This window comes from Streptomyces sp. NPDC057302, assembly GCF_042667685.1.
GTDB lineage: Bacteria > Actinomycetota > Actinomycetes > Streptomycetales > Streptomycetaceae > Streptomyces.
In genome coordinates, this window is sequence record NZ_JBHUZJ010000018.1 from 98,262 (window position 1) to 121,394 (window position 23,133).

A 23,133-nucleotide genomic window follows, 5' to 3' on the forward strand; every position below is an offset into this window, starting at 1 on the left:
TGACTCAAGTCACAGATGGGAAGCCTTCGTTGGTCCAGTCCACTTGCCCCGGAGCGCGCTCCTGGAGCGTCGTGAAGGCCCCTCGGCCATCGGTCCTAGGCCCGGCCTCGGCCCCCGGCCCGATGTGTCGGCAGGTGGGGCGGGGCTAGCGTCACTCCCGTGGTTCCCGTACAGAAGACATCCCCCCAGAGCACCTTTGAGGCTCTCCCCGCCCCTCCCTCCCCCCGCGCGACGTCCCCCGACGGGCATCCTGTGGGGGTGAGCAACGAACAGTTCCGCGCCGCCATGTCCCGGCTCGCCGCGGGTGTGGTCCTGGTGACCGCCTGCGAGCCGTCCCTCGACGCGGACGACCCGCAGGCACCGGTCGGCGAGGACGTCGGCATGACCGCGACGGCCTTCCTCTCGGTGTCCCTGGACCCCCCTCTCGTGCTGGTCAGCCTGCGTGAGGGCTCCCGGATGGACGACCTGCTCGCCGAGCAGCCGCTGTGGGGCGTCTCGGTGCTCGCCGAGAGCCAGCGGCACATCGCGGGCCGGTTCGCGATGAAGGGCAGGATCAGCGACCGGCTGCTCTTCGCGGACATTCCCTACGTACGGGGAGAGACGTCCGGGGCGCCGTTGGTCGGCGGGGCGCTGGCGACACTGGAGTGCCGGACCGAACAGACGGTGACCGCGGGTGATCACACCCTCGTCATCGGGCGAGTACTTTCGGCTGCTCTGCCGAGCGCCGACGGCGGCCCGCTGACCTACTTCAAGGGGAAGTACCGACAGCTGGGCTGATGGTTTCGGGTTGAACGACATTTGCTGCCGCACCTTTGCCGGCCGAGGGCCACAGCCGGCCGAGGCCGACGAGGGCCACCGAGGGCCGAGGCGGGCCGACGCGGGCCGACGCGGCGGCGGGGGCTCAGCCCCAGCCCTCCCCCGAGCGCCCGCGCTTGGTCTGGCTGCGCTGCTTCTTCTCGCGCAGGCGCCGCTCGTTGATCCCCCGCGGGATCTTCGTGGCGCGGCGGGGCCGTGGCGGCGGCGCGGTGGCCTCGGCGAGCAGTGCGGCGAGGCGGGTGGCCGCCATCTCGCGGTTGCGCCACTGCGAGCGGTGCTCGGAGGCCCGCACGCTGACGACACCGCCGACGAGGCGGCTCGCGAGCCGCTCCAGGGCGCGCTCCTTCCACACCGGAGGCAGCGCTTCCGTGCCGGCCAGGTCGAAGCGCAGCTCCACCTGCGAGTCGCTGGTGTTGACGTGCTGACCGCCCGGCCCGGAGGACCTGGAGAAGCGCCACATGAGCTCGGCCTCGGGCAGGCAGACGGAGCCGCGGATGACATAGGGACCGGACATGAGTCCTATGGTCCCGCGTCCGTCCGGTCCACGTCACCCGTATTAACGGCGCGGCCCGCTTGTGGCGGGAGTGGCGCAAGAGACGAGTAAAGAAAGTAAAAGGACCTGGAACCTCTGGGACCCCGGTCGACGTTCATAGGGGTGACGGTAGCTTCGTCCACAGTACGAAGCCCGTTCGTACGCAACGAGGGAAGGGACTCCCAACAATGGCAGTAAGCCTGTCCAAGGGTGGCAACGTCTCGCTCACCAAGGAGGCTCCGGGCCTGACCGCCGTCACCGTGGGCCTCGGCTGGGACGTCCGTACCACCACTGGCACCGACTTCGACCTGGACGCCTCGGCCATCGCGGTGAACCCGCAGGGCAAGGTCTTCTCGGACCAGCACTTCGTCTTCTTCAACAACAAGGTGACGCCGGACCAGACCATCGAGCACACCGGTGACAACGTCACGGGTGAGGGCGAGGGCGACGACGAGCAGATCAAGGTCAACCTGGCGGGCCTCCCGGCCGACATCGACAAGATCGTCTTCCCGGTCTCGATCTACGACGCCGAGAACCGCTCGCAGAACTTCGGCCAGGTGCGGAACGCCTTCATCCGCATCATCAACCAGGCCGGTGGCACCGAGATCGCCCGCTATGACCTGAGCGAGGACGCCGCCACCGAGACCGCCATGGTCTTCGGCGAGCTGTACCGCAGCGGCGCGGAGTGGAAGTTCCGCGCGGTGGGCCAGGGCTACGCGTCCGGTCTCGTCGGCATCGCGCAGGACTTCGGCGTCAACGTCTGAGGTTCGCAGCTCAGTTAGCAGTTCCCGAGGGCCCCCGGCGGAATCTCCGCCGGGGGCCCTCGCCGTTGCCGTGACGGCTCCGGGGCCGCAGGATCGTGGGCACCACCCACCACTTGAAGGAGTGTGAGGGCCCATGGCGACCGTGGTGCTGGTCGGGACGCTCGACACCAAGGGCGCGGAGTACGCCTGGCTGCGCGAACGGCTCAGGGAGTACGGCAGCGACACCCTGCTCGTCGACACCGGCATACTGCCGCCGCCCGAGACGGCCCCGACCCCGGACGTGCCGGCCGACACCGTGGCCCGCGCCGCCGGGCACGACCTGGCGAAGCTGCGGAGCACGGGCGAGCGGGGCCCGGCCGTGGCCGCGATGGCGGACGGCGCGACCGAGGTGGTGCTCGACCTGCACCGGCGGGGCAAGCTCCACGCGGTGCTCGCCGCCGGGGGCAGCGGTGGCTCCTCGATCGCCGCGCAGGCGATGCGCGCACTGCCGATCGGGGTGCCGAAGATCCTGGTCAGCACGATGGCGGGCGGCGATGTGGCGCCGTACGTCGACAGCAGCGACCTCACCCTGATGTACAGCGTCGTGGACATCTCCGGCATCAACGCGGTCTCCCGGCAGGTCCTGGGCAACGCGGCGGCGGCAGCCGCGGGCATGGCCCGGCGCTTCGAGCGCGACCACGGCGAACCGGCGGGCCAGGGACGCAAGGTGGTCGCCGCGACGATGTTCGGCGTGACGACGCCCGCGATCGACGCGGCCCGCGCCCGCCTGGACGAACTCGGCTACGAGGTGCTCGTCTTCCACGCGACGGGCGCGGGCGGCCGTGCGGTGGAGAAGCTGGCGTCCGACGGCCTCCTGGACGGCGTACTGGACCTGACGACCACCGAGCTCGCCGACGAACTGGTCGGCGGCGTCCTCTCCGCGGGCCCCGAGCGCCTCACCGCCGCGGGCCGCGCGGGCATCCCGCAGGTGGTCGCCCCCGGCGCCCTCGACATGGTCAACTTCGGCCCCGCGGCGACGGTCCCGCCCCGCTTCACCGGCCGCACGCTCCTGGTCCACAACCCCACGGTCACCCTGATGCGGACGACGGCCGACGAGATGGCCGCGCTCGGCGCCACCCTCGGCCACCGCCTCACCGCCGCGCGCGGCCCCGCCGAGTTCTTCTGGCCCCTGCGCGGGATCTCGGCGGTGGACGTGGAGGGAGGCCCCTTCCAGGACACGGCAGCGGACGAGGCCGGGCTGGACGCGCTGCGCACGACGGTGCGGGGCAGCGGCGTACGGCTGCACGAGCTGGACGCGCACATCAACGACCCGCAGTTCGCGGTGGCGATGGCGGACCGCCTGGACGAACTGATCGGCGCACGCGCGCCCAAGCGGACGCAGACACAGACGCCGTGACGCCGTGATGCCGTGATGCCGTGATGCCGTGATGCCGTGACGCACGATTTCACCTGAGGAGAAGCAGATGACACAGATCACCCGCAAGGAAGCACTGGTACGCCTCAACTCCCAGGTGGCGCAGGGAAATCCGGTGATCGGAGCGGGCGCGGGCACCGGCCTCTCCGCCAAGTGCGCCGAGGAGGGCGGCGTCGACCTCCTGATCATCTACAACTCGGGCCGCTACCGCATGGCGGGCCGCGGCTCCCTGGCGGGGCTCCTCCCGTACGGCGACGCGAACGCGATCGTGGTGGACATGGCCAGGGAGGTGCTCCCCGTCGTCAAGGACACCCCGGTCCTCGCCGGGGTCTGCGGCACCGACCCGTTCCGGGACATGGGCCGCTTCCTGGACGAGCTGAAGGGCATGGGCTTCACCGGCGTACAGAACTTCCCGACGGTCGGCCTGTACGACGGCACGTTCCGCACCAACCTCGAAGAGACCGGCATGGGGTTCGGCCTGGAGGTGGACATGATCCGCGAGGCCCACGCCCGCGACCTCCTGACGACCCCCTACGTCTTCGACCCCGACCAGGCGGCCGACATGGCACGGGCGGGCGCCGACGTCCTGGTCCCCCACGTCGGCCTGACGAACAAGGGCGCGATCGGCGCGGGCACCGCCCTGACCCTGGACCAGGCGGCGACGGCGGTCCAGGAGATGCACGACGCGGCCAAGCGCGTGAACCCCGACATCCTGGTCCTGTGCCACGGCGGCCCCATCGCGGGACCGCGGGACGCGGCCCACGTCCTGTCCCGCACCACGGGCATCGTCGGCTTCTTCGGCGCCTCCTCGATCGAACGCCTCCCCACGGAGCGGGCGATCGTGGACCAGACGCGCGCCTTCAAATCCCTGAAGGCGTAAGGCCGAATGTTCCCCAAGGCGTAGGGCCGAATGCGGCTAGCCTGCGCCGCATGATCCTCGAAACCCTCACCTCCGCGGAGGAGGGCGCGCTCCCGGGCGAGCTGCTGACCGAGCTCACCGCCCTGTACGCGTCCAACCACGTCTTCCACGCCCTGTCCGGGGACTTCCCCGACCCCCACGACATCCGCCCCGAACAGGTCGCCGCCGAGCTCGCGGACGATCTGGCCGATCCGCGGGCGCGGGTGCTCGTCGCCCGCTCCGAGGGCCGGGTCGTCGGGATCGGCATCACGCTGGACCAGCACCCCGACCCCGCGGACCCGGACCCGTGGATCGGGCTGCTCATGGTCGATGCCGGTCAGCAACGCAAGGGGTACGGGCGGGAGTTCGCAGCCCGGATCGAGGAGCACTTCCGCCAGGAGGGACGCGACGCGGTGCGCCTCGCGGTCCTGGACGGGAACGACACCGCGCTCGCCTTCTGGAGCGGGCTCGGCTACGAGGTCATCGACCACCGGCGCGACATCGACGCGGGCCGCCCCTGCGCGGTGCTGCGCAAGCCGTTGGTGTGACCCGCCGCCTTACGGGCGCTTCGGCTTCCCGTCCCCGTACAGCCACGGGCCCCAGATCGCGCGCACCTTCTTGCGGGCCGCCTCGCCGCCCGCGTGCTTCTCCACGTACCGCGTGAAGTCCTCGGTGTCCGCGTTGCGGTGACGGTAGGTCTTCGTCCAGCCCTGCACGATGTCGTAGAAGGTGTCGTCGCCCACCGCCTGACGGATCTTGTGGACGACCATGCCGCCCCGCTCGTACACCGGGCTGTCCGAGATCTGACCGGCGGACGGCGGCTTCGCGGGCGGGAACTCCCAGATGGCGTCGTTGTCCTCTTTGTCCTCGTAGTAGTCGTCCGCGTAGACGTTGTCGAAGGTCTCCTGCACGCTGTCGCCGCCGTGGTCCTCCTCCCAGAGCCACTCTGCGTACGTCGCGAAGCCCTCGTTGAGCCACATGTCCCGCCAGGACTCGGGCGTCACGGAGTTGCCGAACCACTGGTGGGCCAGTTCGTGGACGACGAGCCCGGTGCCGGGGGCGCCGGGGAAGGTGGGGCGGGTCTGCGTCTCCAGGGCGTAGCCCGCGTCCCCCTCGTGGGCGACGATCGCGCCGGTCGACGAGAAGGGGTAGGGGCCGAAGTTGAGCTCCTGCCACTCCATGATCTCGGGGATCTTGCCGAGCGCCTTCGCGCTGTCCTTGGCCTCGGAGGGCTCGACCGCCGTGAGCACCGGGATGCCGGACTTCGTCGTCGACTTCTTCACCTCGAACCGCCCGATCGCCACCGTCGCGAGATAGCTCGCCATCGGCTCCGCGCTGTGCCAGGCGAAGGTGGTGCGCCCGTTCTTGGTCGACTCGCGGGTCAACTCACCGTTGGAGATGGCCTTCAGGCCCTTGGGGACGGTGATCCGTATGTCGTACGAGGCCTTGTCCGAGGGGTGGTTGTCGGCGGGGAACCACGCCATCGAGCCCGTCGGTTCGCCGAGCGCGAGGGCCCCGTCCTCGGTGCGCAGCCAGCCCTCCTCGGAGTCGTCCGGGTCGGTGATGGTCTCCGGGCTGCCGGAGTAGCGCACGACCGTGCGGAACGTCTCGCCCTTGTCGAGGTCGTCCGGCGGACGGATCGTCAGCTCCTGCCCGTCGCGGTGGAAGGAGGCGTCCTTCCCCTCGACGGTCACGCCCTTCACGTCCATGCCCTTGAAGTCGAGGTTGAAGGCGCTGAGGTCCTGCGTGGCGCGGGCCGTGACCTCGGCCGTGGCGGTGAGGTGGCGCGCGTCGGGGTCGTACCCGAGGGTCAGGTCGTAGTGCGCGACGTCGTAGCCGCCGTTGCCCAGCTTGGGGAAGTACGGGTCGCGCACGCCGTCGGCCCCGGGCGTGCCGTGCACTCCGGAGCCGCTGCAGGCGGTGAGGGCGAGGGCGGTGAGGGCGGCGGCGGATGCGCCGCGCAGCGCCGTGGATCGTGGGTGCACGCCCGTGATCTTATGCGGCAAATGTTCGGTGTGCCTCCGTCGGGTTCACCGGGTCAGCGGGTCAGCGGGCCAGCGGGCCAGCGGGTCAGCGGCGGCGCGTCCCGGCAGGGCGGGCCAGTAGTGGTCGGTGAACAGCCGGGCGACCAGCTCACCACGGCTGGAGACGCGGGCCTTGCCGAAGACGGTCTTGAGGTGGTCGCGGACCGTGTGCTGGGAGATGAACAGCGTCGCGGCGATCTCGGCGGTGGTCATCCCGCGCGCGACGAGCTGGGTGACCTGGAGCTCCCGCGAGGTCAGGCCGTAGGCGTCGGCGACCAGGACCGCCAGGTCGGCGGGGGTCGCCGGCTCGATGACGAGGGCCACCGGGCCCGGCAGGCCGCCGGGCCCCGTGAGGCACGAGGCGTGGCAGACGAGCCAGCGGCCCTCGGCCGTCCGGATGCGCACACGGGTGTTGCCATGGTGGTCTCGGCCTTCGGCGACGGCCCGCGCCTGGAAGGCCGTGCCGACCACCCAGATGGGCAGCTTCAGCCCGAGCCGGGTGGGGAAGGACGGCCCGTCCGGCAGCAGCGCGAGGTGCTCCCGCGCCTCCTCGTTGACCGACACGGCCTCGCCGGACACGTCGAAGAGGATCAGGCCGGGGGCGGGCGAGTCGGTGCGGGGCGGGGACTCGGGCGGCAGGGCGAACGCGCGAAGGCGCGCTGCCAGCGGGCCCGACAGGTCGGCGAGCAGCTCGATCTCGTCCGGGCGGAACGCGTCGGTGGTGCGGAACAGGCTCACCAGGCCCCATGGGCGACCGCCGATCCGCAGTACGGCGCGCAGCTCGTCGTGCACCCCCTGGCCGAGCAGGAGGCGCCGGAAGCGGGCGCTGCGGGCGGGCAGACCGCCGGTGGCGGCCCGCAGCCCGGCGGCCGGCACGGGCGCGCGGGCCAGCTCGCGGAACGGCACGACGTTCTCCTCCAGGAGCTCGCTCTCCCAGTACGCGTAACAGCCCTCGCCCGAGCCGACGTTCTCCACCAGCATCGGCGCCGTGATCAGTCCGGTCTCCGGGTCGGCGGCCGTCCACACGGCGGAGTGGAACGGCACCCAGCGCCGGAGAACTGCCGAGGTCCGGCTGAACAACTCGCCCGCGTCCGCGGCCCGTTCCGCGGCCGAGAGCACCGCCCCGCGTGGTTCGCCCATGCGCATCCCCTCCACCGGCCAGCCTGCCCTGCCCCTCGCACGGAACCAACCCCCCACTTGAGGGAGTCGCCCCAACAAGCCGCCCCTCCACGGGGGATGGGGCTGCGCTCCGCTGTTCGCGAAGGTCGACGGCAGACACGACCACCGGCACCGGAGAAGGAGCAGCACATGGACATCGCGATCGTCGGAGGGGGCGCGGCAGCGGTCGGCCTGCTGGACGCGCTGGCCACGGAGGGCGCACGGTCCGCGGAGCGCGACAGCGGCACCGTCACGGTCTTCGAGCCGTCGCCGCGGCTGTGGCGGGGGCGGCCGTACGGACCGGACCTCGATTCGGTGCTGGTGAACGCGCCGCCCGCCATCATGTCGATCCGGCACGGCGACTTCGGCCACTACGCGGCCTGGCTGGGCGAACGGGGCGCCGCCCACCTGGACGAGCTCCTGGGCCTGCCGCTGGTCCCACGGGCGCTCTACGGCGAGTACCTGGCACACACCGCCGAGAAGGCCATGGCAGCCCTGGGCGAGCAGGGCCGGCCCGTACGCGTCGTGGCCGCACGCGTGACCGGGGTCGCCCGCTCCGGGGCACGCCTCGTGCTGCGTACGCGTGACGCGCGGGAACACGGGGCGCAGCAGGACGAAACACGCAACCACGAGGCACGACAGCACGAGCCGCGGGAGCACGAGGTCACCCATGTGGCACTGTGCGTGGGCGGCGGCACACCCCCTGACCTGTACGGCCTCACCGGCGCCCCGGGCTTCACGGCCGACCCCTACCCACTCGCCGACACACTCGCCCACGTCCCGGCCGAAGGCGACGTGGCGATCATCGGCAGCGGTCTGACCGCCGTGGACGCCGTCGTGTCACTCGCGGCGCGCGGGCACACGGGACGGATCACGCTCCTCTCGCGCGGTGGCGTGCTGCCGCACGTCTGGCAGCGTCCGGACGAGAGGCGCCCCCTGCACGTGACGGCCGAGCGCGTGGCGGAGCTGCACGAGAGGCGGGGACAGGTCACGCTGGACGACCTCGCCGGGCTGCTGCGCGCGGAACTGGCCTCCTGCGGGGAGGACTTCGACGAACTCACGGCAGAACTCGCCGCCACCGGGACCGAGGACCCCGCCACGCGTCTGCGTCGGCAGCTCGCCGCCGTCGACGACCCCCGGACCGGCCGCCGGGTGCTGCAGCAAGCGGCGCACACCGTCGGCCCGTACGCATGGCGGCTGCTGCCCGCATCCGACCGCGCGTGGCTGCGCCGCCACCTGCGCACGGCCACCGGCGTGGCATCGCCCATGGTCCCGACGAACGCGGCCGTCCTGCTGCGGCTCCTCGATTCGGGCCAACTCTCCGTGGCGCGCGGGCTCCGGGCGATCGAGCCGGTGGGCGGACGGTTCCGGATACGGGACGACGACGGCGAACGCACCGCAGACATCGTCCTCAACGCCGTGAACCCGCCGCCGCAGGCGGTCCCGGCGGCTGCCGGGCACCTGGTCCGGTCCCTGGTGGACACCGGACTGACCACGCTCCACCCGGACGGCGGGCTGATACCCGCCGACCCGCGCGTGCACGTGGTCGGAGACCTGACCGGCGGCGGCTCGTTCATCACCTCGAGCGTCCCCGGCATCGCGGCCCAGGCATCCCGCGCCGCCCGAGCACTCCTCGTGCAGGGGCGCAGCGCCTACGTGCAGGGGCGCAGCACCTAGAGGACGGCGATGCCCAACGGCCGCTCCCCCGCCGGGAGGCGACGCGTGTCGCCGCTGTCCACGTCGACGACGGTGATCCCGTTCCAGAATCCGTCGCGGGTGAAGCCGCCGGTGACGTAGGCGGTGCGGCCGTCGTCGGAGACGGCGACGTCCTCGTGCGGCCCTTCGAGCGGGAAGACCTTCTCCTTGCCGTCCTTGGTCCGCATGGTCAGCGAGGGCCCCTCGTCCGACGAGGGGTCGATGGGCCCCGTGCCGACCGCGAACAGCGTGCCGTCCTTCGTGATCTGCGCGCCGTGCTGGTGGGTGTTGGCCGTCATCGGCTCGATGTCGGACTCACCGGTGCGCGGATCGAGCACGACGAGCTTCTCGCCCTCGAAGGGCAGGAGGAGCTTGCCGTCCGAAGGGCGTACGGCGGCGTAGTGCGGCTTGAGCCAGGAGCCGAGGCCGCCTTCGGTCCCGTAGGGGGCGACCTCGATGCGGCGGGGCTTCAGCGAGTCGGCGCGTACGACCGTGACGTCGAAGGAGTCGTGGTTGGTCGCGTAGACCTCGCCGCCGTCCTTCGACACGTCCACGTCGAAGGGCCGCCGCCCCACCGCAACGGTGTCGGTGACCTCGCGCTCGCCGGTGTCGATGACCTCCAACGTCCCCTTGCCGTCGGGGACGTTGACGCCCACGTAGACGTGCTCGCCGTCCGGGGCGAGGGCGATGCCCATGCCGCCGCCGCGGTACTCACCGGTCGTGACGGGGCCGCTGTCGGTCTCGTAGGGGATGCGGTCGACGCGTTCACGGGTCGCGGTGTCGACGACGGCCACCGCGTCGGCGGTGGCGACCCAGGCGCGGCCGTCGTCCCCCACGGTGATCCCGTAGGGGGCGGTGCCGACCTTCACGGAGTCGATGGGGCCGCGCTCGGGGTCGACGAACGTGACGGTGTCCGAGCCGAAGTCGGCCACCAGGAGGGTGCCTTCGGGGGTGCGGTGCTCAGCCGGGAGGGTGGATGTGGCGGCGGCGGGCTCGGACCTTTCCGGTCCTTCGCCGCCGGTGGCGCAGCCCGCGAGGACGGCGGCTCCCAGGAGAGCGGCGCCTGTGACGGCAACCCGCCGGGGAGGCTTCACGAGGCGCTCCTCAACAGCGCGGCGATCTCCGCGAATCCGCGGCGCTCCGCGTGCGCGAGGGGCGTGGCGCCGTCCCGGTCCGCGAGGCCGGGCGTCGCGCCCGCGGCGAGCAGCAGCTCCACGATCTCCTGGTGCGCACGGCCGCCGTCGCCGAGGATCACGGCTTCGAGCAGGGCGGTCCAGCCCAGGTCGTTGACGTGGTCGACGTCGGTGTCGGTGACGCGCAGGACTTCCCGTACGTACGCGACGTGCCCGCGCTCCGATGCCGGGATCACGGAGATCCCGCCGAACCGGTTGCGCAGCTTCAGGTCGGGCCCCGCGGGAAGCAGGACGTGCAGCATGGTGACGCTGCCCGTCACGCCGGTGACCAGCCAGGGGCTGTCGGCGCGGTGGTCCTGCGCGTCGACGTCGGCGCCGGCGGCCACCAGGACGCGGGCGGCCTCGACATGGTCGCCGAGGGCGGCGAGCAGCAGGGGCGTGCGCAGCTCGGAGTCGCGGGCCTCGACGCGGGCTCCCGCGTCGAGGGCGGCCCTCACCTCGACGGCGTTCCCGGCCCGTGCGGCGTCGAGCAGCCGCTGGTCGTCAGCGGTCCTTGTCATGATCGTTCTCCTCGTCGTCGTACGGACCGGGAACAGCTTCAGCATGATGAGATCCGGCGGCTCGGGCGGCTCGGGCGGCTCCGACGGCTCCGACGGCCGGGGCGCCGAGTTGCCCGGCGCCCCACCTGCCCCACCTGCCCTACCCGCCCCACCCGCTCCAGCAGCTCTCGTGGCTCTCGCGGCTCTCGCAGCTCTCGCGGCTTCAGCGGCCGAGCGCCGCGACGCCGGCCTTCGCGAACTTCTCGTCCAGGTCGCCGGACGGGGCGCCCGCGACACCGATACCCGCGATGGGCGCGCCCTTGGCGGTCACCGGCGCACCGCCCGCGAGGAACAGGGTGCCGGGGATGTCCTTCAGGTTCGGGGTCTTCTCCAGGTTCTTGGCCAGCTCGGAGGTGGGCGCGTTCCAGGAGACGGCGGTGTACGCCTTCTTCTCGGCGGACTCGTAGGACTGCGGGCCCGCGCCGTCGCCGCGCAGCGTGACGACCGTGTTGCCGTTGCGGTCGACCACGGCGACCGTGACGCGCTGGTTCTCCTTCTCGGCGGCGTCGAGGGTGGCCTGGGCGGCCTTGGTCGCGGCGTCGATGTTCAGGTGCGTCGACTGCGTGAGGTTCTTGTTGCCCGCGTCGGCGGATACGGCGGCCTTGGGGGCGGCGGCCGGGGACTCGGCGCTCGCGGAGACGGCACCGAAGGTACCGGCGCCGAGGACGGCGGCGGTCGCGGCGACGGTCAGGACACGGCTGCGGCGGGAGATCTTCTTCATCGGGGGCTCCTGGGGTGAAGGCGGGGATCGGGCGGTTGTTCGCTCTGTCACCAATCCTCCGGCCGCATCCAGGGCCCACCCCTCGACGTACCGGCTGGGACCCGCGCGCGACTCGGCCGACACCAGGGTCAACCGATCGGTTGACCCCCTTGTGGCCCCACCGGGTCACAATGAGGGTGTTTGCCCAGTTCAGCGACCACGCTCGACCGGCAGCACGAGACAGCGCGCAGTACGAGACAACACGCAGCACGAGGCAGTACGAGAGGGAGGTGCCCCACAGTGGAACAACGCACGGCGGTCTCCGGCCCCCGCACACCGGACCCCGACGCCCGCTGGCTCGCGGCCGTCATGCACGCGACGTTCTACCTGCTCCTCGCCACCTCGCTGGCCCGCTTCCTGCTGCGCCACCCCGGCGGCGCGCGCGTCCCGTGGATCATCGCGCTCTCCGCGGTCCTCGCCGTCCTCTACGCCCTGCCCCACCTGACCGGCGCTCTCCGTGGCAAGCGCGCCACGCCCTACACCCTGGGTCCGGTGTCCGGCGTGCGCCCCACCCCCCGCCGCGTGGCCTGGCTCGCCCTCGTCGTCGGGGTCTGGCTGGTCCTGATCGTCCTCGCGCCGAGCTTCGGGTGGTGCGCGGTGCCGCTCTTCTTCACCGGGCTTCGTACGCTGCCGTCGCGCGCGGCTCTGGCCCTGGTGGCTGTCCTGACCGCCTGCGTCATCGCGTCACAGCTGCGGCTCGCGGGCCGCTACGACCCGGACCTGATCCTCGGCCCGCCCGCCGTCTCGGCGATCGCGACGGCGGTCTTCGCCTACATGCAGCGCCAGGCGGCCCGCCAGCGCGACCTGATCGACGACCTCATCCGCACCCGCCGCGAACTGGCCGCCACCGAGCGCCGCGAAGGCACCCTGGCCGAACGCCAGCGCATCTCCATGGAGATCCACGACACCCTCGCCCAGGGCCTGTCCAGCCAGCAGATGCTGCTCCAGGCCGCCGACCGTGTGTGGGACACGGACCCGGCCAAGGCCCGCACCCATGTCCGTACCGCCGAGTCGATCACCGAACGCGGCCTGACCGAGGCCCGCCGCTTCGTGCACGACCTGGCGCCCGCCGACCTCGCCGACGGCGGCGGCCTCGACGAGGCGCTGCGGACGCTGGCCGCGCGGACCGCGCAGGACGCGGGCCTGACCATCCACTTCCACTCCGAGGGCACGCCCGCCCCGCTCCCCGACCGGACGCAGTCGGCGCTCGTGCGCATCGCACAGGGGGCCCTGGCCAACGTGACGGAGCACGCCGGCGCGACGACTGCGGCGCTGACGCTCACGCACCTGGACGACCAGGTGGTCCTCGACGTCGCGGACGACGGCCGCGGCTTCACGCCCACCACGCAGCCGCCCGCGTCGGACCGGCGGGGGCACGGCCTGCCCGCGATCCGCGCCCGTGCGCGGCAGCTCGGCGGCACACTGACGATCGAGTCGGCACCGGGCGAGGGCACGGTCCTCTCGGTCGCGATCCCCCTCTCCCCCCAAAGGAGCACCTGATGTCAGAGCCCCCGGTCCGCCTCTTGGTCTGCGACGACCACATCGTCGTACGCGCCGGACTGCTCGCCCTGCTGGGCAGCGCGCCGGACATCGAGGTGGTCGGGGAGGCGGGCACGGGCGAGGAGGCGATCGCGCTCGCCGCGAAGCTGGCACCGGACGTGGTCCTGATGGACCTGCAACTGGGCGAGGGAATGGACGGCGTAGAAGCAACACGCCACATCACGTCGTCCGCCACCCCGACTCCCACACCTCACGTCCTGGTCCTGACGACGTACGACACGGACGCCGACATCACCCGCGCCATCGAGGCGGGGGCGACGGGCTACCTCCTGAAGGCCGAACGCCCCGAGGAGCTCTTCGCCGCGATCCACGCCGCCGCGCAGGGCCGCACCACGCTCTCCCCGCCGGTCGCGTCCCGCGTGATGGCCCGCATGCGCAAGCCGCTGCCCACGCTCACCGACCGCGAGCTGGACATCCTCGCGCAGCTCTCCCACGGGCTGGGCAACCGCGACATCGCCCGCGCGCTGTTCATCAGCGAGGCCACGGTGAAAACCCACCTGGGCCGCATCTACGACAAGCTCGGCGTCGACACGAGGGCGGGCGCGGTGGCCGTGGCCAAGGAACAACGCCTACTGCCCTGAGCAGCACTGTCCGGAGCCCCCCTCTCCGGGGCCATGACACCATCACTCACGTGCTCGACATCGGCTACGCCCTCTCCCACCGCTTTCCCGACCCCCCGCAGCTCGACTACCGCCGTGCGGACGTCCACGCGCTGCGGCACGACCTGTTCTGCGGGGACGTGTATCTCGCGGACACGAAGGCGGACCGGGAGCTGTCCACAGCCTGGGGATGGGTTCCCGTCCTCGACTTCGCGTGGGCGCTGTGCGACATCGTCGAGCAGGTGGACCAGGATCCGCGCGGCAGCCGCGCCTCCCGCCCCCAGTACGCGGAGCTCGACTTCACGGAGTCGAGCGACCGCATGCTGTTCACCCGGCGCTTCGGCTGGGTGGACATCGAAGCGGACTGGATGCGGGACGACGAGCCCCCTCTGACCTTCTCCCACTCCGAACTCCGCCGCGAGGCAAGGGACTTCCTCCAAGACCTCCTGGCAGACCTGACGGACCTCCACGAGCCCCTAGCAGAAAACCCCACAATCTGGACCCTCCAGTCCCGCTTCCCCCGGGCGTAGGCGCCCACCGGCCCAGTCCCCCCGCACCCTCACACCCCGAACAAGCCTCTCCCACCCACCCACCCGTTTGCCCCGCGGTGGCATCGGGGGTGAGCGAGCAGCATGGGCAAGCAGGGACGGGCGGGAAGCCACGCCCAAGCAGGGCGGGCGGGAAGCCACCGCGCAATCAGGGGCGGGTGGGCGGCGGCACGCGCAATCAGGGGCGGGTGGGGAGCCACGCCCAGGCAAGAGCGGGCGGGGCAGGCGCAAGCAGGTGGGGGTGGGGAGCCACGCGCAAACAGGGGCGGGTGGGGAGCCACGCCCAGGCAAGAGCGGGCGGGGCACGCGCAAGCAGAAGCGGGCAGGGAGCCACACCCAGGCAAGAGCAGGCGGGGCAAGCGCAAGCAGAAGCGGGCAGGGAGCCACGCCCAGGCAAGAGCGGGCGGGGCAGGCGCAAGCAGGTGAGGGTGGGGAGCATGTTGCGGGCGGACTGGGGAGCAAGTCGCCGGGCTGGGCGGCATCGCAGCTGCCTGCGTCGGTTGCGACGTGCCCCAGCCGGACAGGGAACAGCCCCCGCGGACCGCAGTCGGCAGCGCACCTGAGGGGACGTGCCGGTATTTCCGCCCGGAGCACGGTTCCCGTCACTCCCCAGCCGAAGCACCAAGACGGCCACCGGACGATGGCGAGGACGGACATACCGGCGCGGCCCCGCCCCCACAGACAGACCAGCCCCGCAGCACACCCCACACACCGGCACCCGGCAGCACACCCCGCCCCCGAGCCGCCCCCTCACCGCACCGCACCCCGCCAAAGCCAGACGCCAGTCCACCCACCCGCACGCCCGCCAAAGCCGGACGCTAGTCCACCCCCACCCCCGCCAAAGCCGGACGCTAGTCCACCCGCACGCCCACCTGCGCAGCAAACGCCGGCGCCAAATCCATCAGCTGCCCAGCACTGATCACCGCCCCCGCCAAGCAGTCGATCCCCCGCAGAATGTCCACCTCCGCGGTCTCCCTCAGGTCGACGTCCTTCATCCGGACCCCGCTGAAGTCCACCCCCTTCAGCACGCAGCCCACGAACTCGACCCGCTCCAGCACCGCCTGCCCGAAGTCCGGCTCCACCAGCACGCACCCCTCGAAGACGACGTCCTTCAACCGCGCCTTCCGCAGGTTCAGATAGTCGATCTTCCCGCCCCGCACGACGACCCGCTCCAGCACGCTCCCGTGCAGCTGAACACCCCCCAGCCGCGCGTCCACCACCTCCACGTCCCGCAGCGAAGCCTCCACCAGCTCCGTGCCGACCCCCCGCAGCTCCGTCAGCACGGAGTCCACGAACCGCGCCCTGCTCAGCCGCGTCTCCGTCACCCCGCACCCCGTCACCGCACAGTCCAGGAACAGCGCTCCCCCGCCGTCCTGCCCGGCGAAATCGAGGTCCCGGAACTCCACCCCGTCGTAATCCCCGTCGGGCTCCAGCTCACCCCCGCCGAGCCCCAACTCCCCGAACTCCCGCAGCACGGGCAACCGCACCTCAGGCCGCCGAGCCCTCTTCACCCCTGCCCTCGCCGCTCCCGCATCCCTCTGTCCAAAACCCATACGCCCATCGTGCACCCACCCACTGACAACGCCTCCGCCCCGCCCCGCCCCACCCCCCGATGTCACATCCAGGGCACCCCCACCCGTCGTACGGAGTGAACGCACCGGTCCACCCACCCACGACAGGAGCCCACCCCATGACCAGCAACGGAACGAACCCCACCCACCTCACCGTCATCGGCGGCGGCTTCGCCGGCCTCACCGCGGCCATCAGCGCCGCCGAAGCAGGCGCCCGGGTCACCATCCACGAGGCCCACCACACCCTCGGCGGCCGAGCCCGCACCGCCGAAGGCGCGTACCGCACGAACGAAGGACCGCACGCCCTCTACAACGGAGGCCCGCACTGGACCTGGCTCAAGCAGCGCGACCTCATCGGCCCCCTCGCCCCCCTCCCGGCCATCGAAGGCACCCGCCTGCGCCTCCACCATCAGGGCAGGCTCCGCCGCACCCCACCCCTCGCAATGCTGAAGCTCCTGCGCCGCAAGCCCGAACAGGCGCCGGTGGACGTGGACTTCATGACCTGGGCCACCGCCGAGGTCGGCGAGGAAGGCGCACGCGCCGCCGCGCACTACATCGCCGTGGCGACGTTCCACCACGACCCCGGCTCCCTCTCCGCCAGGTTCGTGCACGAACGCCTGCGCCGCGCCACGAAACTGCCCCCGGAGGCGCACTACCCGCGCGGCGGCTGGGGCTCGGTCATCGACCGCATGGCAACCCTCGCCTGGAACCTGGGCGTACGCGTGGAGACACTGTCCCGCGTCGACACCCTCGCCCCACTCCCCACCCCCGCCCCCGGCCTCGGCCCCGCCCCCGGCCCAGTCATCGTCGCCACCTCCCTCCCCGCGGCCCGCCACCTCCTCCAGGACGACAGCCTCCAGTGGACCGGCGCCCGCACCGCCCTGGTCGACCTGGCGCTCAACTCCCGCAAGGGCGACCCCTTCGCCATCGCCGACCTGGACGGCACCGGCTGGATCGAACGGTTCACCTCCCAGGACCGCACGCTCGCCCCCGCCGGTCAGGACCTCGTCCAGGGGCAGATCCCGCTCTCCCCCGCGGAGTCAAAGGCGGACGGCGTGGCCCGCGCCGACCACCTGCTCGACCTCGGCTTCCCCGACTGGCGCGACCGCCTGCTCTGGCGCCGCGACTCCGTGTCCAACGGCCGCACCGGCGCGGTGGACCTGCCCGGCACCACATGGCGCGACCGCCCCGCGATCGACCGCGGCAACGGCGTCTACCTGGCCGGCGACCAGGTCGCGGCACCCGGCCTGCTCTCCGAGGTCTCCTTCAACAGCGCCCTGGAGGCGGTGACACTCGCCCTGACCTCCACGCGGCTCGACCTCCGCACGGCTTGACCTCCGCACGGCTTGACCTCAAGTCCGCTTGAGGTACGAGGGTGGCGACGACAACGAAAGAACGCCCCGCCCCCACCCCGACGCCCCAAGGAGCACCCCCATGCACGCCATCCGCCTGCACACCTTCGGCCCGGCAGAGCACCTCACGTACGAAGAGACCGCGGATCCCACACCGGCCCCCGGCCAGGTCCGCATCGCGGTGACCGCAGCCGGCGTGCACCTCCTGGACACCGCGATCCGCGCCGGAATCAAGGGCCCGCTCCCCGCGCTCCCCGCGCTCCCCGAACTGCCCACGATCCCGGGCCGCGAGGTCGCCGGCACCGTCGAATCGCTCGGCGAGGGAGTCGACGGCAGCTGGCTCGGCAAGCGCGTGGTCGCCCACATCGGCTTCGCCCCCGGCGGCTACGCCGAGCTGGCCGTCACGGAAGCCGCCCGCCTGCACGAGATCCCCGAAAACCTGGACGACGCCCAGGCCGTGGCCCTGATCGGCACGGGCCGTACGACGATGGGAATCCTCCAGTTCACCGAGCTGACCCCGGACTCCGTGGCCGTCGTCCCGGCCGCGGCGGGCGGCATCGGCACGCTCCTGGTCCAGTACGCCAAGCACGCGGGCGCCACGGTCATCGGCCTGGCGGGCGGCCCGGAGAAGACGGACCGGGTCAGCGCGAACGGCGCGGACCTCGCCGTCGACTACCGCGACCACAAGAACCCGGACTGGCCGGACGACGTCCGCGCGTACCTGACGAAGCTCGGCGTCCCCGGCGCGACCGTCGTCTTCGACGGAGTGGGCGGCGCACCGGGCCTGGCCGCCGTGGACCTCCTGGCCCCCGGAGGCGAGCACCTCGTCTTCGGCTGGTCGGGCAAGGGCCCCCACGACGGCGAACCCCTGACCTTCACCGACGAACAGCTGGCGACCCGCGGCATCACCCAGACCGGCGTGCTCGGCCCGGCGATGATGCAAAAGGCGGGCGGCGACAACCCGATCCGCACCCTGGAGCTGGCGGCGTTCGCCGAAGCGGCGAAGGGCCATTTCACCCCGGCGGTACAGCGCTACCCCCTGGCCCAGGCGGCAGCAGCCCACACCGACCTGGAGAACCGCCGCACCACCGGCAAGGTGGTCCTGATCCCCTGATCAGCTGATCCCTTGATCCCTTGATCCCTTGATCAGGGGATCCCCTGATCAAGCCCCCCCAGAAAGACCAAGCCTCTACCCGACCGCAGCCCCAAGCCCGGCCAACGCCCGGTCCGTCAGCCGGTACACGGTCCACTCGTCCTGCGGCAGCGCACCCAGCGACCGGTAAAAGTTGATCGACGGCTCGTTCCAGTCGAGCACGGACCACTCCAGCCGCTCATAACCCCGCTCCACACAGATCCGCGCGAGCTCCCTCAGCAGCGCCTTGCCGTGGCCGCCGCCGCGCGCCTCGGGACGTACGTACAGGTCCTCCAGGTAGATCCCGTGCACCCCGCGCCACGTGGAGAAGTTCAGGAACCACAGCGAGAACCCGACCGCCTCCCCCGAAGCGTCGTCCTGCGCGATGTGCGCGAACGCTGCGGGCCGCTCCCCGAAGAGCGCCTCGCGCAACTGCTCCTCGGTGGCCCTGACCTCGTCGAGGGCCTTCTCGTACTCCGCGAGGTCGCGGACCATGGCGTGGATGACGGGAACGTCGGCAGGCGTGGCGCTACGAATCATGGCCGCAGACTACGACGCCCTCACCGCACCCCCGACGCCCCGGAGGCACCGGAGGCACCGGGCATCCCCAGCAGCAGCCGCGCGACCTCCAGATCCTCCTCGTCCAGCGAGCGCCCGTCCTCGATCTCCCACAGCGCGTTCTGCAGCACCCGCCCCAGCGTCCACGCCCGCGCCCGCCCCCGGTCGAGCCCGAGCACCTCGGTCATCGCGTCGAACCGCCACAGCACGTCCCCCGCGTCGACGCGATTGTTGAGCGCGGGCCAGAGGTCGAACCCGGGGTCACCGGCCAGCGGCTTCGGGTCGATGGCCAGCCACGGTTCGCGCTCGGCGGCCAAGACGTTCTCGAAGTGCAGGTCCCAGTGCAGCAGCCGGTCACCGGGCTCCCCCAGGACCTCGCGCACCGCGCCCCCGCACCGCTCCACCAGCGCGCGCTCGGCCGGATCGGGGATCGCCTTCAGCGCGTCCGGCAGATCGTCGAGCATCTCCCCCGCGATGTCCCCCAGCCGCCGCATCCCCGCGGGCGCGGGCACCGCGGTGAGCCGCGCGAGGAGCTCGGCGATGACGAGCACCGCCTTCCGCGTGTCCGCCATCGTCGACAACATCCGCCCCGAGTCGAGGCGTTCGAGCAGCATCGTGCCCGTGCCCTCGTCGTGGTCCAGGAGCCGCACCGCCCCGTCGCCGTCCCACACCCGCAGCCCGACGGGCTCCCCCTCGGTCTCCTCGTCGAGCAGCTGGAACTTGACCGCGGCGGGGGTGCCGTCCCGCCGCACCACGGGCAGCACGAGCGCGGCCATGCCGTGCATCGAGGGACCGTCGACCGTCAGCTCCCACCGCCCGACGAACTCCGCCACGCGCGCGGGCAGCGCCGCGATGAAAGCCCGCCCCGGCTCACCCGCGTACGCGTACTGCGACTCGATCAGCCCGTCCGGAATGCGAATGTCGATCACGCCCGCGACGCTACCGGCGTGGGTGAATCGCCGCATGGGGATTATGCGGGCCACCCGGGTCACCAGGGCCACGAAGGCGGCGAGAGGCGCGCGGACCGCGACCCACGCCGTCCTCGCCTACGTCCGCAGCGCTCCGGGCACCTACATCTGGCTCGCGATCCTCTTCGTCACCACGGTAGCGGTGCACCACATGTCACCGGAGTTCGAGAAGGACTTCCTGCGGCAGCGCTCCACGAACATCAACGAACTGTCGCAGCACCCCGTCCGCGTCCTGATCTCCAGCGCACTCTGGATCGACGGCGGCACCTGGCTCTCGTACGCCGTGCTCTACACCGTCTTCCACGCCACCGCCGAACGCCGGCTCGGCACCGCGCGCTGGCTCGCGGTGGTCGCGGGCGCGCACATCATCGCCACGCTCATCAGCGAAGGCGTACTCGCGCTCGCCATCCACCACGGCGCCGCGCCGCCGTCCTCGGTCAACACCCTGGACGTGGGCGTCAGTTACGCCCTCGCGGGCGTGGTCGCGGTCCTCACCTACTGGGTGCCCACGCCCTGGAGGTACGCGTACCTCCTCGTCGTCCTCGCCGTGTACGGCACTCCGCTGATCACCGGCAGGACCTTCACCGACCTGGGCCACTTCACGTCGGTCCTGATCGGCCTCGCCTGCTTCCCGCTGACCCAGAGCGCCGTACGCCCGCCACCGAAGAAGTGGGGACCCCGGAGGATCAGGAAATCCCGGAACCCTTGAGTTCCTTGGCGAACGCGTCCTGGTCGAACAGCGCGTCGCTGTGCACCTTGTTGCCGTCGATCAGCACGGTCGGCGTGCCCTGCATGCCGTCGTCGGTGAAGGCCTGCATCGCCTCACCGACCCACTTCTTGTACGTCCCCTTCCGCACCGCCCTGTCGAACTCGGCACCCCGAAGACCGTCCACCTTGTCGGCGATCTTCAGCAGGAAGGCGGGCGTGTAGGCGTCATCGGTCTCGACCTCGGCCTGGTTGGCGAAGACCGCCGCGTGGAACTGCGGGAACTTGCCCGCCTCCACCGAAGCCCGCAGCGCGTTCGCAGCGTTCACCGAGCCGCTGCCGCCGAGGTTCTTGTCGAGGAACGAGGCGAGCGTGTACTCGACCTTCACCTTGCCCTCGGCCACCGGCTTCACCAGCGCCCGCGCACCCGTGTCCTCGAACTTCTTGCAGACCGGGCAGCGCGCGTCCTCGTACAGCTTCACCGTGTGCCCGGCCTGCGGATCGCCGACCGTGATCACACCGCCCTTCACCGTGGCGGGCGTCTTCGCCAGCGCTTCGGTACCGGCCGGCGGCTCCTTCGCCTCGGGCCCACCGACCGACGCGGACTCCGAACCCGAAGGCGAAGCCGACCCCTTGTCGCTGCTCCCGCCCGTGAGGTCCTCGGGCCCGCAGGCGGCAGCGCCCCCGGCGACGAATGCGGCGGCGGCCACCGCGGCGACGATGCGCCCGGCCTTGCGTAGGGCCATGTGAACAGTCCTCCAGAATCTCCGCACATGACGCTCCGCCACGCACCGGATCAACGTATCGGAACCCCCGCCCCCGCACCCCTCCCCAAAGCCCCCACCAGCGCAGTAACGTCCCGCGCATGAGCAGCACGATCAACGGCGGCATCTCGTACTGGTACACGGACCACGGCACCCCGGCCCCCCGTGAACCCCTGCCGGGCGACGAAAGTGCCGACGTCTGCATAGTCGGCGGCGGCTACACGGGCCTGTGGACCGCCTACTACCTGAAGAAGGCCGCCCCCTTCCTCCGCATCACCGTCCTGGAACAGAAGTTCTGCGGCTACGGAGCCTCCGGCCGCAACGGCGGCTGGCTCTACAACGGCATCGCGGGCCGCGACCGCTACGCCCGCCTGCACGGCAAGGACGCGGCGGTCCGCCTCCAGGAAGCGATGAACGACACGGTCGACGAGGTGATCCGCGCCGCGGCCGAAGAGAAGATCGAAGCGGACATCCACCACGGCGGCGTACTCGAAGTGGCGTACACCCCGGCCCAATTGGCGCGCCTGAAGGAGTTCCACGCGACGGAACTCGCGTACGGCGAGAAGAACCGCACCCTGCACGGCGCCCGGGAGACGGCCGACCGCATCCGCGTCGCGGGCGCCGTCGGCTCCACCTGGACCCCGCACGGCGCACGCCTGCACCCGGTGAAACTGGTCAAGGGCCTGGCCGCGGCGGTCGAATCCCTGGGCGTCACGATCCACGAGTCGACCCCCGTCACGGAGATCAAACCGAAGCACGCCATCACCCCGTACGGCACGGTCCGCGCCCCGTACATCCTGCGCTGCACGGAGGGCTTCACGGCGTCCCTGAAGGGCCAGCGCCGCACCTGGCTCCCCATGAACTCCTCAATGATCGCAACAGAACCCCTGAATGCCACCCAATGGGAATCCATCGGCTGGGAGGGCCGCGAAACACTCGGCGACATGGCGCACGCGTACATGTACGCCCAACGCACCGCCGACGGCCGCATCGCACTCGGCGGCCGAGGCGTCCCCTACCGCTACGGCTCAAAAACGGACAACGACGGCCGCACCCAACCGGCCACGATCGAAGCCCTCCACGAGATCCTGACCCGCTTCTTCCCCCAACTGGCCGGAATCCAGGTCGCCCACGCCTGGTCCGGCGTCCTGGGCGTCCCCCGCGACTGGTGCGCCACGGTCACCCTGGACCGCGCCACGGGCCTCGGCTGGGCAGGCGGCTACGTCGGCTCGGGCGTCGCCACCGCCAACCTCGCCGCCCGCACCCTGCGCGACCTGGTCCAACAGGACTCGGGCCAGGCAGGCCCCACGGACCTCACCACCCTCCCCTGGGTCAACCACAAGGTCCGCAAGTGGGAACCGGAACCACTGCGCTGGCTGGCCGTCCAAAGCATGTACGCGACCTACCGCAACGCCGACCGCCAAGAACTCACCACCCCCACCGCAACGACCCCCCGCCTGGCCCGCATCGCGGACCGCCTGTCGGGACGCCACTGAACAGCGGGCCACAGCACCGCCCACACCCTCGACCACCACCAACGAGGCGAGTAGCCCCTCCAGCACCGGTTGTCACACCCATGTGTC

The 23,133-nt window shown here is 71.8% G+C and carries 23 protein-coding genes; 13 read left to right on the top strand and 10 right to left on the bottom strand.

Annotation, left to right across the window (positions count from 1 at the left end; translation table 11 throughout):
- Window positions 1–252 precede the first annotated feature (252 nt).
- On the top strand, window positions 253–777 hold the full coding sequence (locus ACFUPX_RS16125) for a flavin reductase family protein (RefSeq protein ID WP_383321716.1): 525 nt from the start codon (window positions 253–255) through the stop codon (window positions 775–777).
- A 124-nt stretch (window positions 778–901) separates the two neighbouring features.
- Here the strand turns inward: ACFUPX_RS16125 and arfB are convergent, their stop codons facing one another.
- Window positions 902–1,339, bottom strand: a complete 438-nt coding sequence (arfB, locus tag ACFUPX_RS16130; RefSeq protein ID WP_383321796.1) for an alternative ribosome rescue aminoacyl-tRNA hydrolase ArfB — start codon at window positions 1,337–1,339, stop codon at window positions 902–904.
- Window positions 1,340–1,536: 197 nt separating this feature from the next.
- Between arfB and ACFUPX_RS16135 the strand changes: the two genes are divergently transcribed.
- The 4 genes from ACFUPX_RS16135 to ACFUPX_RS16150 all read left to right on the top strand — a co-directional run bounded on the left by ACFUPX_RS16135 (window position 1,537) and on the right by ACFUPX_RS16150 (window position 4,972).
- The gene (locus tag ACFUPX_RS16135; protein ID WP_249589187.1) at window positions 1,537–2,112 is read left to right on the top strand and encodes a TerD family protein; all 576 of its coding nucleotides are present in this window, start codon (window positions 1,537–1,539) and stop codon (window positions 2,110–2,112) included.
- 133 nt (window positions 2,113–2,245) lie between these two features.
- Window positions 2,246–3,508, top strand: coding sequence for a Tm-1-like ATP-binding domain-containing protein (locus ACFUPX_RS16140; protein WP_383321719.1), 1,263 nt, complete (start codon window positions 2,246–2,248; stop codon window positions 3,506–3,508).
- 67 nt (window positions 3,509–3,575) lie between these two features.
- On the top strand, window positions 3,576–4,406 hold the full coding sequence (locus ACFUPX_RS16145) for a phosphoenolpyruvate hydrolase family protein (protein WP_383321722.1): 831 nt from the start codon (window positions 3,576–3,578) through the stop codon (window positions 4,404–4,406).
- Between the two features lie 50 nt (window positions 4,407–4,456).
- On the top strand, window positions 4,457–4,972 hold the full coding sequence (locus ACFUPX_RS16150) for a GNAT family N-acetyltransferase (protein WP_383321725.1): 516 nt from the start codon (window positions 4,457–4,459) through the stop codon (window positions 4,970–4,972).
- A gap of 9 nt (window positions 4,973–4,981) precedes the next feature.
- On the opposite strand, the gene ACFUPX_RS16155 is transcribed toward ACFUPX_RS16150, so the two are convergent.
- Together ACFUPX_RS16155 and ACFUPX_RS16160 are read right to left on the bottom strand one after the other, a co-directional pair.
- Window positions 4,982–6,409 carry a M1 family metallopeptidase gene (locus ACFUPX_RS16155; RefSeq protein ID WP_383321728.1) on the bottom strand — a complete coding sequence of 476 codons (1,428 nt, stop codon included), beginning with the start codon at window positions 6,407–6,409 and terminating at the stop codon, window positions 4,982–4,984.
- A 45-nt stretch (window positions 6,410–6,454) separates the two neighbouring features.
- Window positions 6,455–7,588, bottom strand: a complete 1,134-nt coding sequence (locus tag ACFUPX_RS16160) for a LuxR C-terminal-related transcriptional regulator (RefSeq protein ID WP_383321731.1) — start codon at window positions 7,586–7,588, stop codon at window positions 6,455–6,457.
- Between the two features lie 168 nt (window positions 7,589–7,756).
- Between ACFUPX_RS16160 and ACFUPX_RS16165 the strand changes: the two genes are divergently transcribed.
- The gene (locus ACFUPX_RS16165) at window positions 7,757–9,283 is read left to right on the top strand and encodes an FAD/NAD(P)-binding protein (RefSeq protein ID WP_383321734.1); all 1,527 of its coding nucleotides are present in this window, start codon (window positions 7,757–7,759) and stop codon (window positions 9,281–9,283) included.
- On the opposite strand, the gene ACFUPX_RS16170 is transcribed toward ACFUPX_RS16165, so the two are convergent.
- The 3 genes from ACFUPX_RS16170 to ACFUPX_RS16180 form a co-directional block, all read right to left on the bottom strand.
- Window positions 9,280–10,395 carry a hypothetical protein gene (locus ACFUPX_RS16170; protein WP_383321737.1) on the bottom strand — a complete coding sequence of 372 codons (1,116 nt, stop codon included), beginning with the start codon at window positions 10,393–10,395 and terminating at the stop codon, window positions 9,280–9,282. The two genes, ACFUPX_RS16165 and ACFUPX_RS16170, sit on opposite strands and share 4 nt — an antisense overlap.
- Window positions 10,392–10,994 carry an ankyrin repeat domain-containing protein gene (locus ACFUPX_RS16175; protein ID WP_383321740.1) on the bottom strand — a complete coding sequence of 201 codons (603 nt, stop codon included), beginning with the start codon at window positions 10,992–10,994 and terminating at the stop codon, window positions 10,392–10,394. The genes ACFUPX_RS16170 and ACFUPX_RS16175 overlap by 4 nt, the downstream gene beginning before the upstream one ends.
- Before the next feature lie 202 nt (window positions 10,995–11,196).
- On the bottom strand, window positions 11,197–11,754 hold the full coding sequence (locus ACFUPX_RS16180; RefSeq protein WP_383321743.1) for a heme-binding protein: 558 nt from the start codon (window positions 11,752–11,754) through the stop codon (window positions 11,197–11,199).
- A gap of 348 nt (window positions 11,755–12,102) precedes the next feature.
- On the opposite strand from ACFUPX_RS16180, the gene ACFUPX_RS16185 reads away from it, so the two are divergent.
- Genes ACFUPX_RS16185 through ACFUPX_RS16195 form a run of 3 tightly spaced genes read left to right on the top strand, consistent with a single transcriptional unit; the run spans window position 12,103 to window position 14,482 of the window.
- Window positions 12,103–13,293 carry a sensor histidine kinase gene (locus ACFUPX_RS16185; RefSeq protein WP_383321799.1) on the top strand — a complete coding sequence of 397 codons (1,191 nt, stop codon included), beginning with the start codon at window positions 12,103–12,105 and terminating at the stop codon, window positions 13,291–13,293.
- Window positions 13,293–13,934, top strand: coding sequence for a response regulator (locus ACFUPX_RS16190; protein ID WP_383321746.1), 642 nt, complete (start codon window positions 13,293–13,295; stop codon window positions 13,932–13,934). Before ACFUPX_RS16185 ends, ACFUPX_RS16190 begins: the two co-directional genes overlap by 1 nt.
- Window positions 13,935–13,984: 50 nt before the next feature.
- On the top strand, window positions 13,985–14,482 hold the full coding sequence (locus tag ACFUPX_RS16195; protein ID WP_383321749.1) for a hypothetical protein: 498 nt from the start codon (window positions 13,985–13,987) through the stop codon (window positions 14,480–14,482).
- An 869-nt stretch (window positions 14,483–15,351) separates the two neighbouring features.
- Here the strand turns inward: ACFUPX_RS16195 and ACFUPX_RS16200 are convergent.
- Complete coding sequence (locus ACFUPX_RS16200; RefSeq protein WP_383321752.1) at window positions 15,352–16,053, bottom strand: pentapeptide repeat-containing protein; 702 nt, start codon at window positions 16,051–16,053, stop codon at window positions 15,352–15,354.
- A 137-nt stretch (window positions 16,054–16,190) separates the two neighbouring features.
- Between ACFUPX_RS16200 and ACFUPX_RS16205 the strand changes: the two genes are divergently transcribed.
- Both ACFUPX_RS16205 and ACFUPX_RS16210 read left to right on the top strand, forming a co-directional pair.
- Complete coding sequence (locus tag ACFUPX_RS16205; RefSeq protein ID WP_383321755.1) at window positions 16,191–17,405, top strand: FAD-dependent oxidoreductase; 1,215 nt, start codon at window positions 16,191–16,193, stop codon at window positions 17,403–17,405.
- Between the two features lie 100 nt (window positions 17,406–17,505).
- A complete protein-coding gene (locus tag ACFUPX_RS16210; RefSeq protein ID WP_383321757.1) occupies window positions 17,506–18,537 on the top strand; it encodes a zinc-binding dehydrogenase in 1,032 nt (343 codons plus the stop codon).
- Window positions 18,538–18,612: 75 nt separating this feature from the next.
- Here ACFUPX_RS16210 and ACFUPX_RS16215 read toward each other — a convergent pair whose 3' ends face one another.
- Window positions 18,613–19,095, bottom strand: coding sequence for a GNAT family N-acetyltransferase (locus tag ACFUPX_RS16215; protein ID WP_383321760.1), 483 nt, complete (start codon window positions 19,093–19,095; stop codon window positions 18,613–18,615).
- Between the two features lie 20 nt (window positions 19,096–19,115).
- Complete coding sequence (locus tag ACFUPX_RS16220; protein ID WP_383321763.1) at window positions 19,116–20,078, bottom strand: aminoglycoside phosphotransferase family protein; 963 nt, start codon at window positions 20,076–20,078, stop codon at window positions 19,116–19,118.
- A 7-nt stretch (window positions 20,079–20,085) separates the two neighbouring features.
- Here ACFUPX_RS16220 and ACFUPX_RS16225 point away from each other — a divergent pair, with 7 nt between their 5' ends.
- Complete coding sequence (locus ACFUPX_RS16225; protein ID WP_383321802.1) at window positions 20,086–20,790, top strand: rhomboid-like protein; 705 nt, start codon at window positions 20,086–20,088, stop codon at window positions 20,788–20,790.
- Here the strand turns inward: ACFUPX_RS16225 and ACFUPX_RS16230 are convergent.
- Window positions 20,768–21,532, bottom strand: a complete 765-nt coding sequence (locus tag ACFUPX_RS16230) for a DsbA family protein (protein ID WP_383321766.1) — start codon at window positions 21,530–21,532, stop codon at window positions 20,768–20,770. The two genes, ACFUPX_RS16225 and ACFUPX_RS16230, sit on opposite strands and share 23 nt — an antisense overlap.
- A gap of 119 nt (window positions 21,533–21,651) precedes the next feature.
- On the opposite strand from ACFUPX_RS16230, the gene ACFUPX_RS16235 reads away from it, so the two are divergent.
- Window positions 21,652–23,046, top strand: a complete 1,395-nt coding sequence (locus ACFUPX_RS16235; protein WP_383321769.1) for an NAD(P)/FAD-dependent oxidoreductase — start codon at window positions 21,652–21,654, stop codon at window positions 23,044–23,046.
- Window positions 23,047–23,133 lie beyond the last annotated feature (87 nt).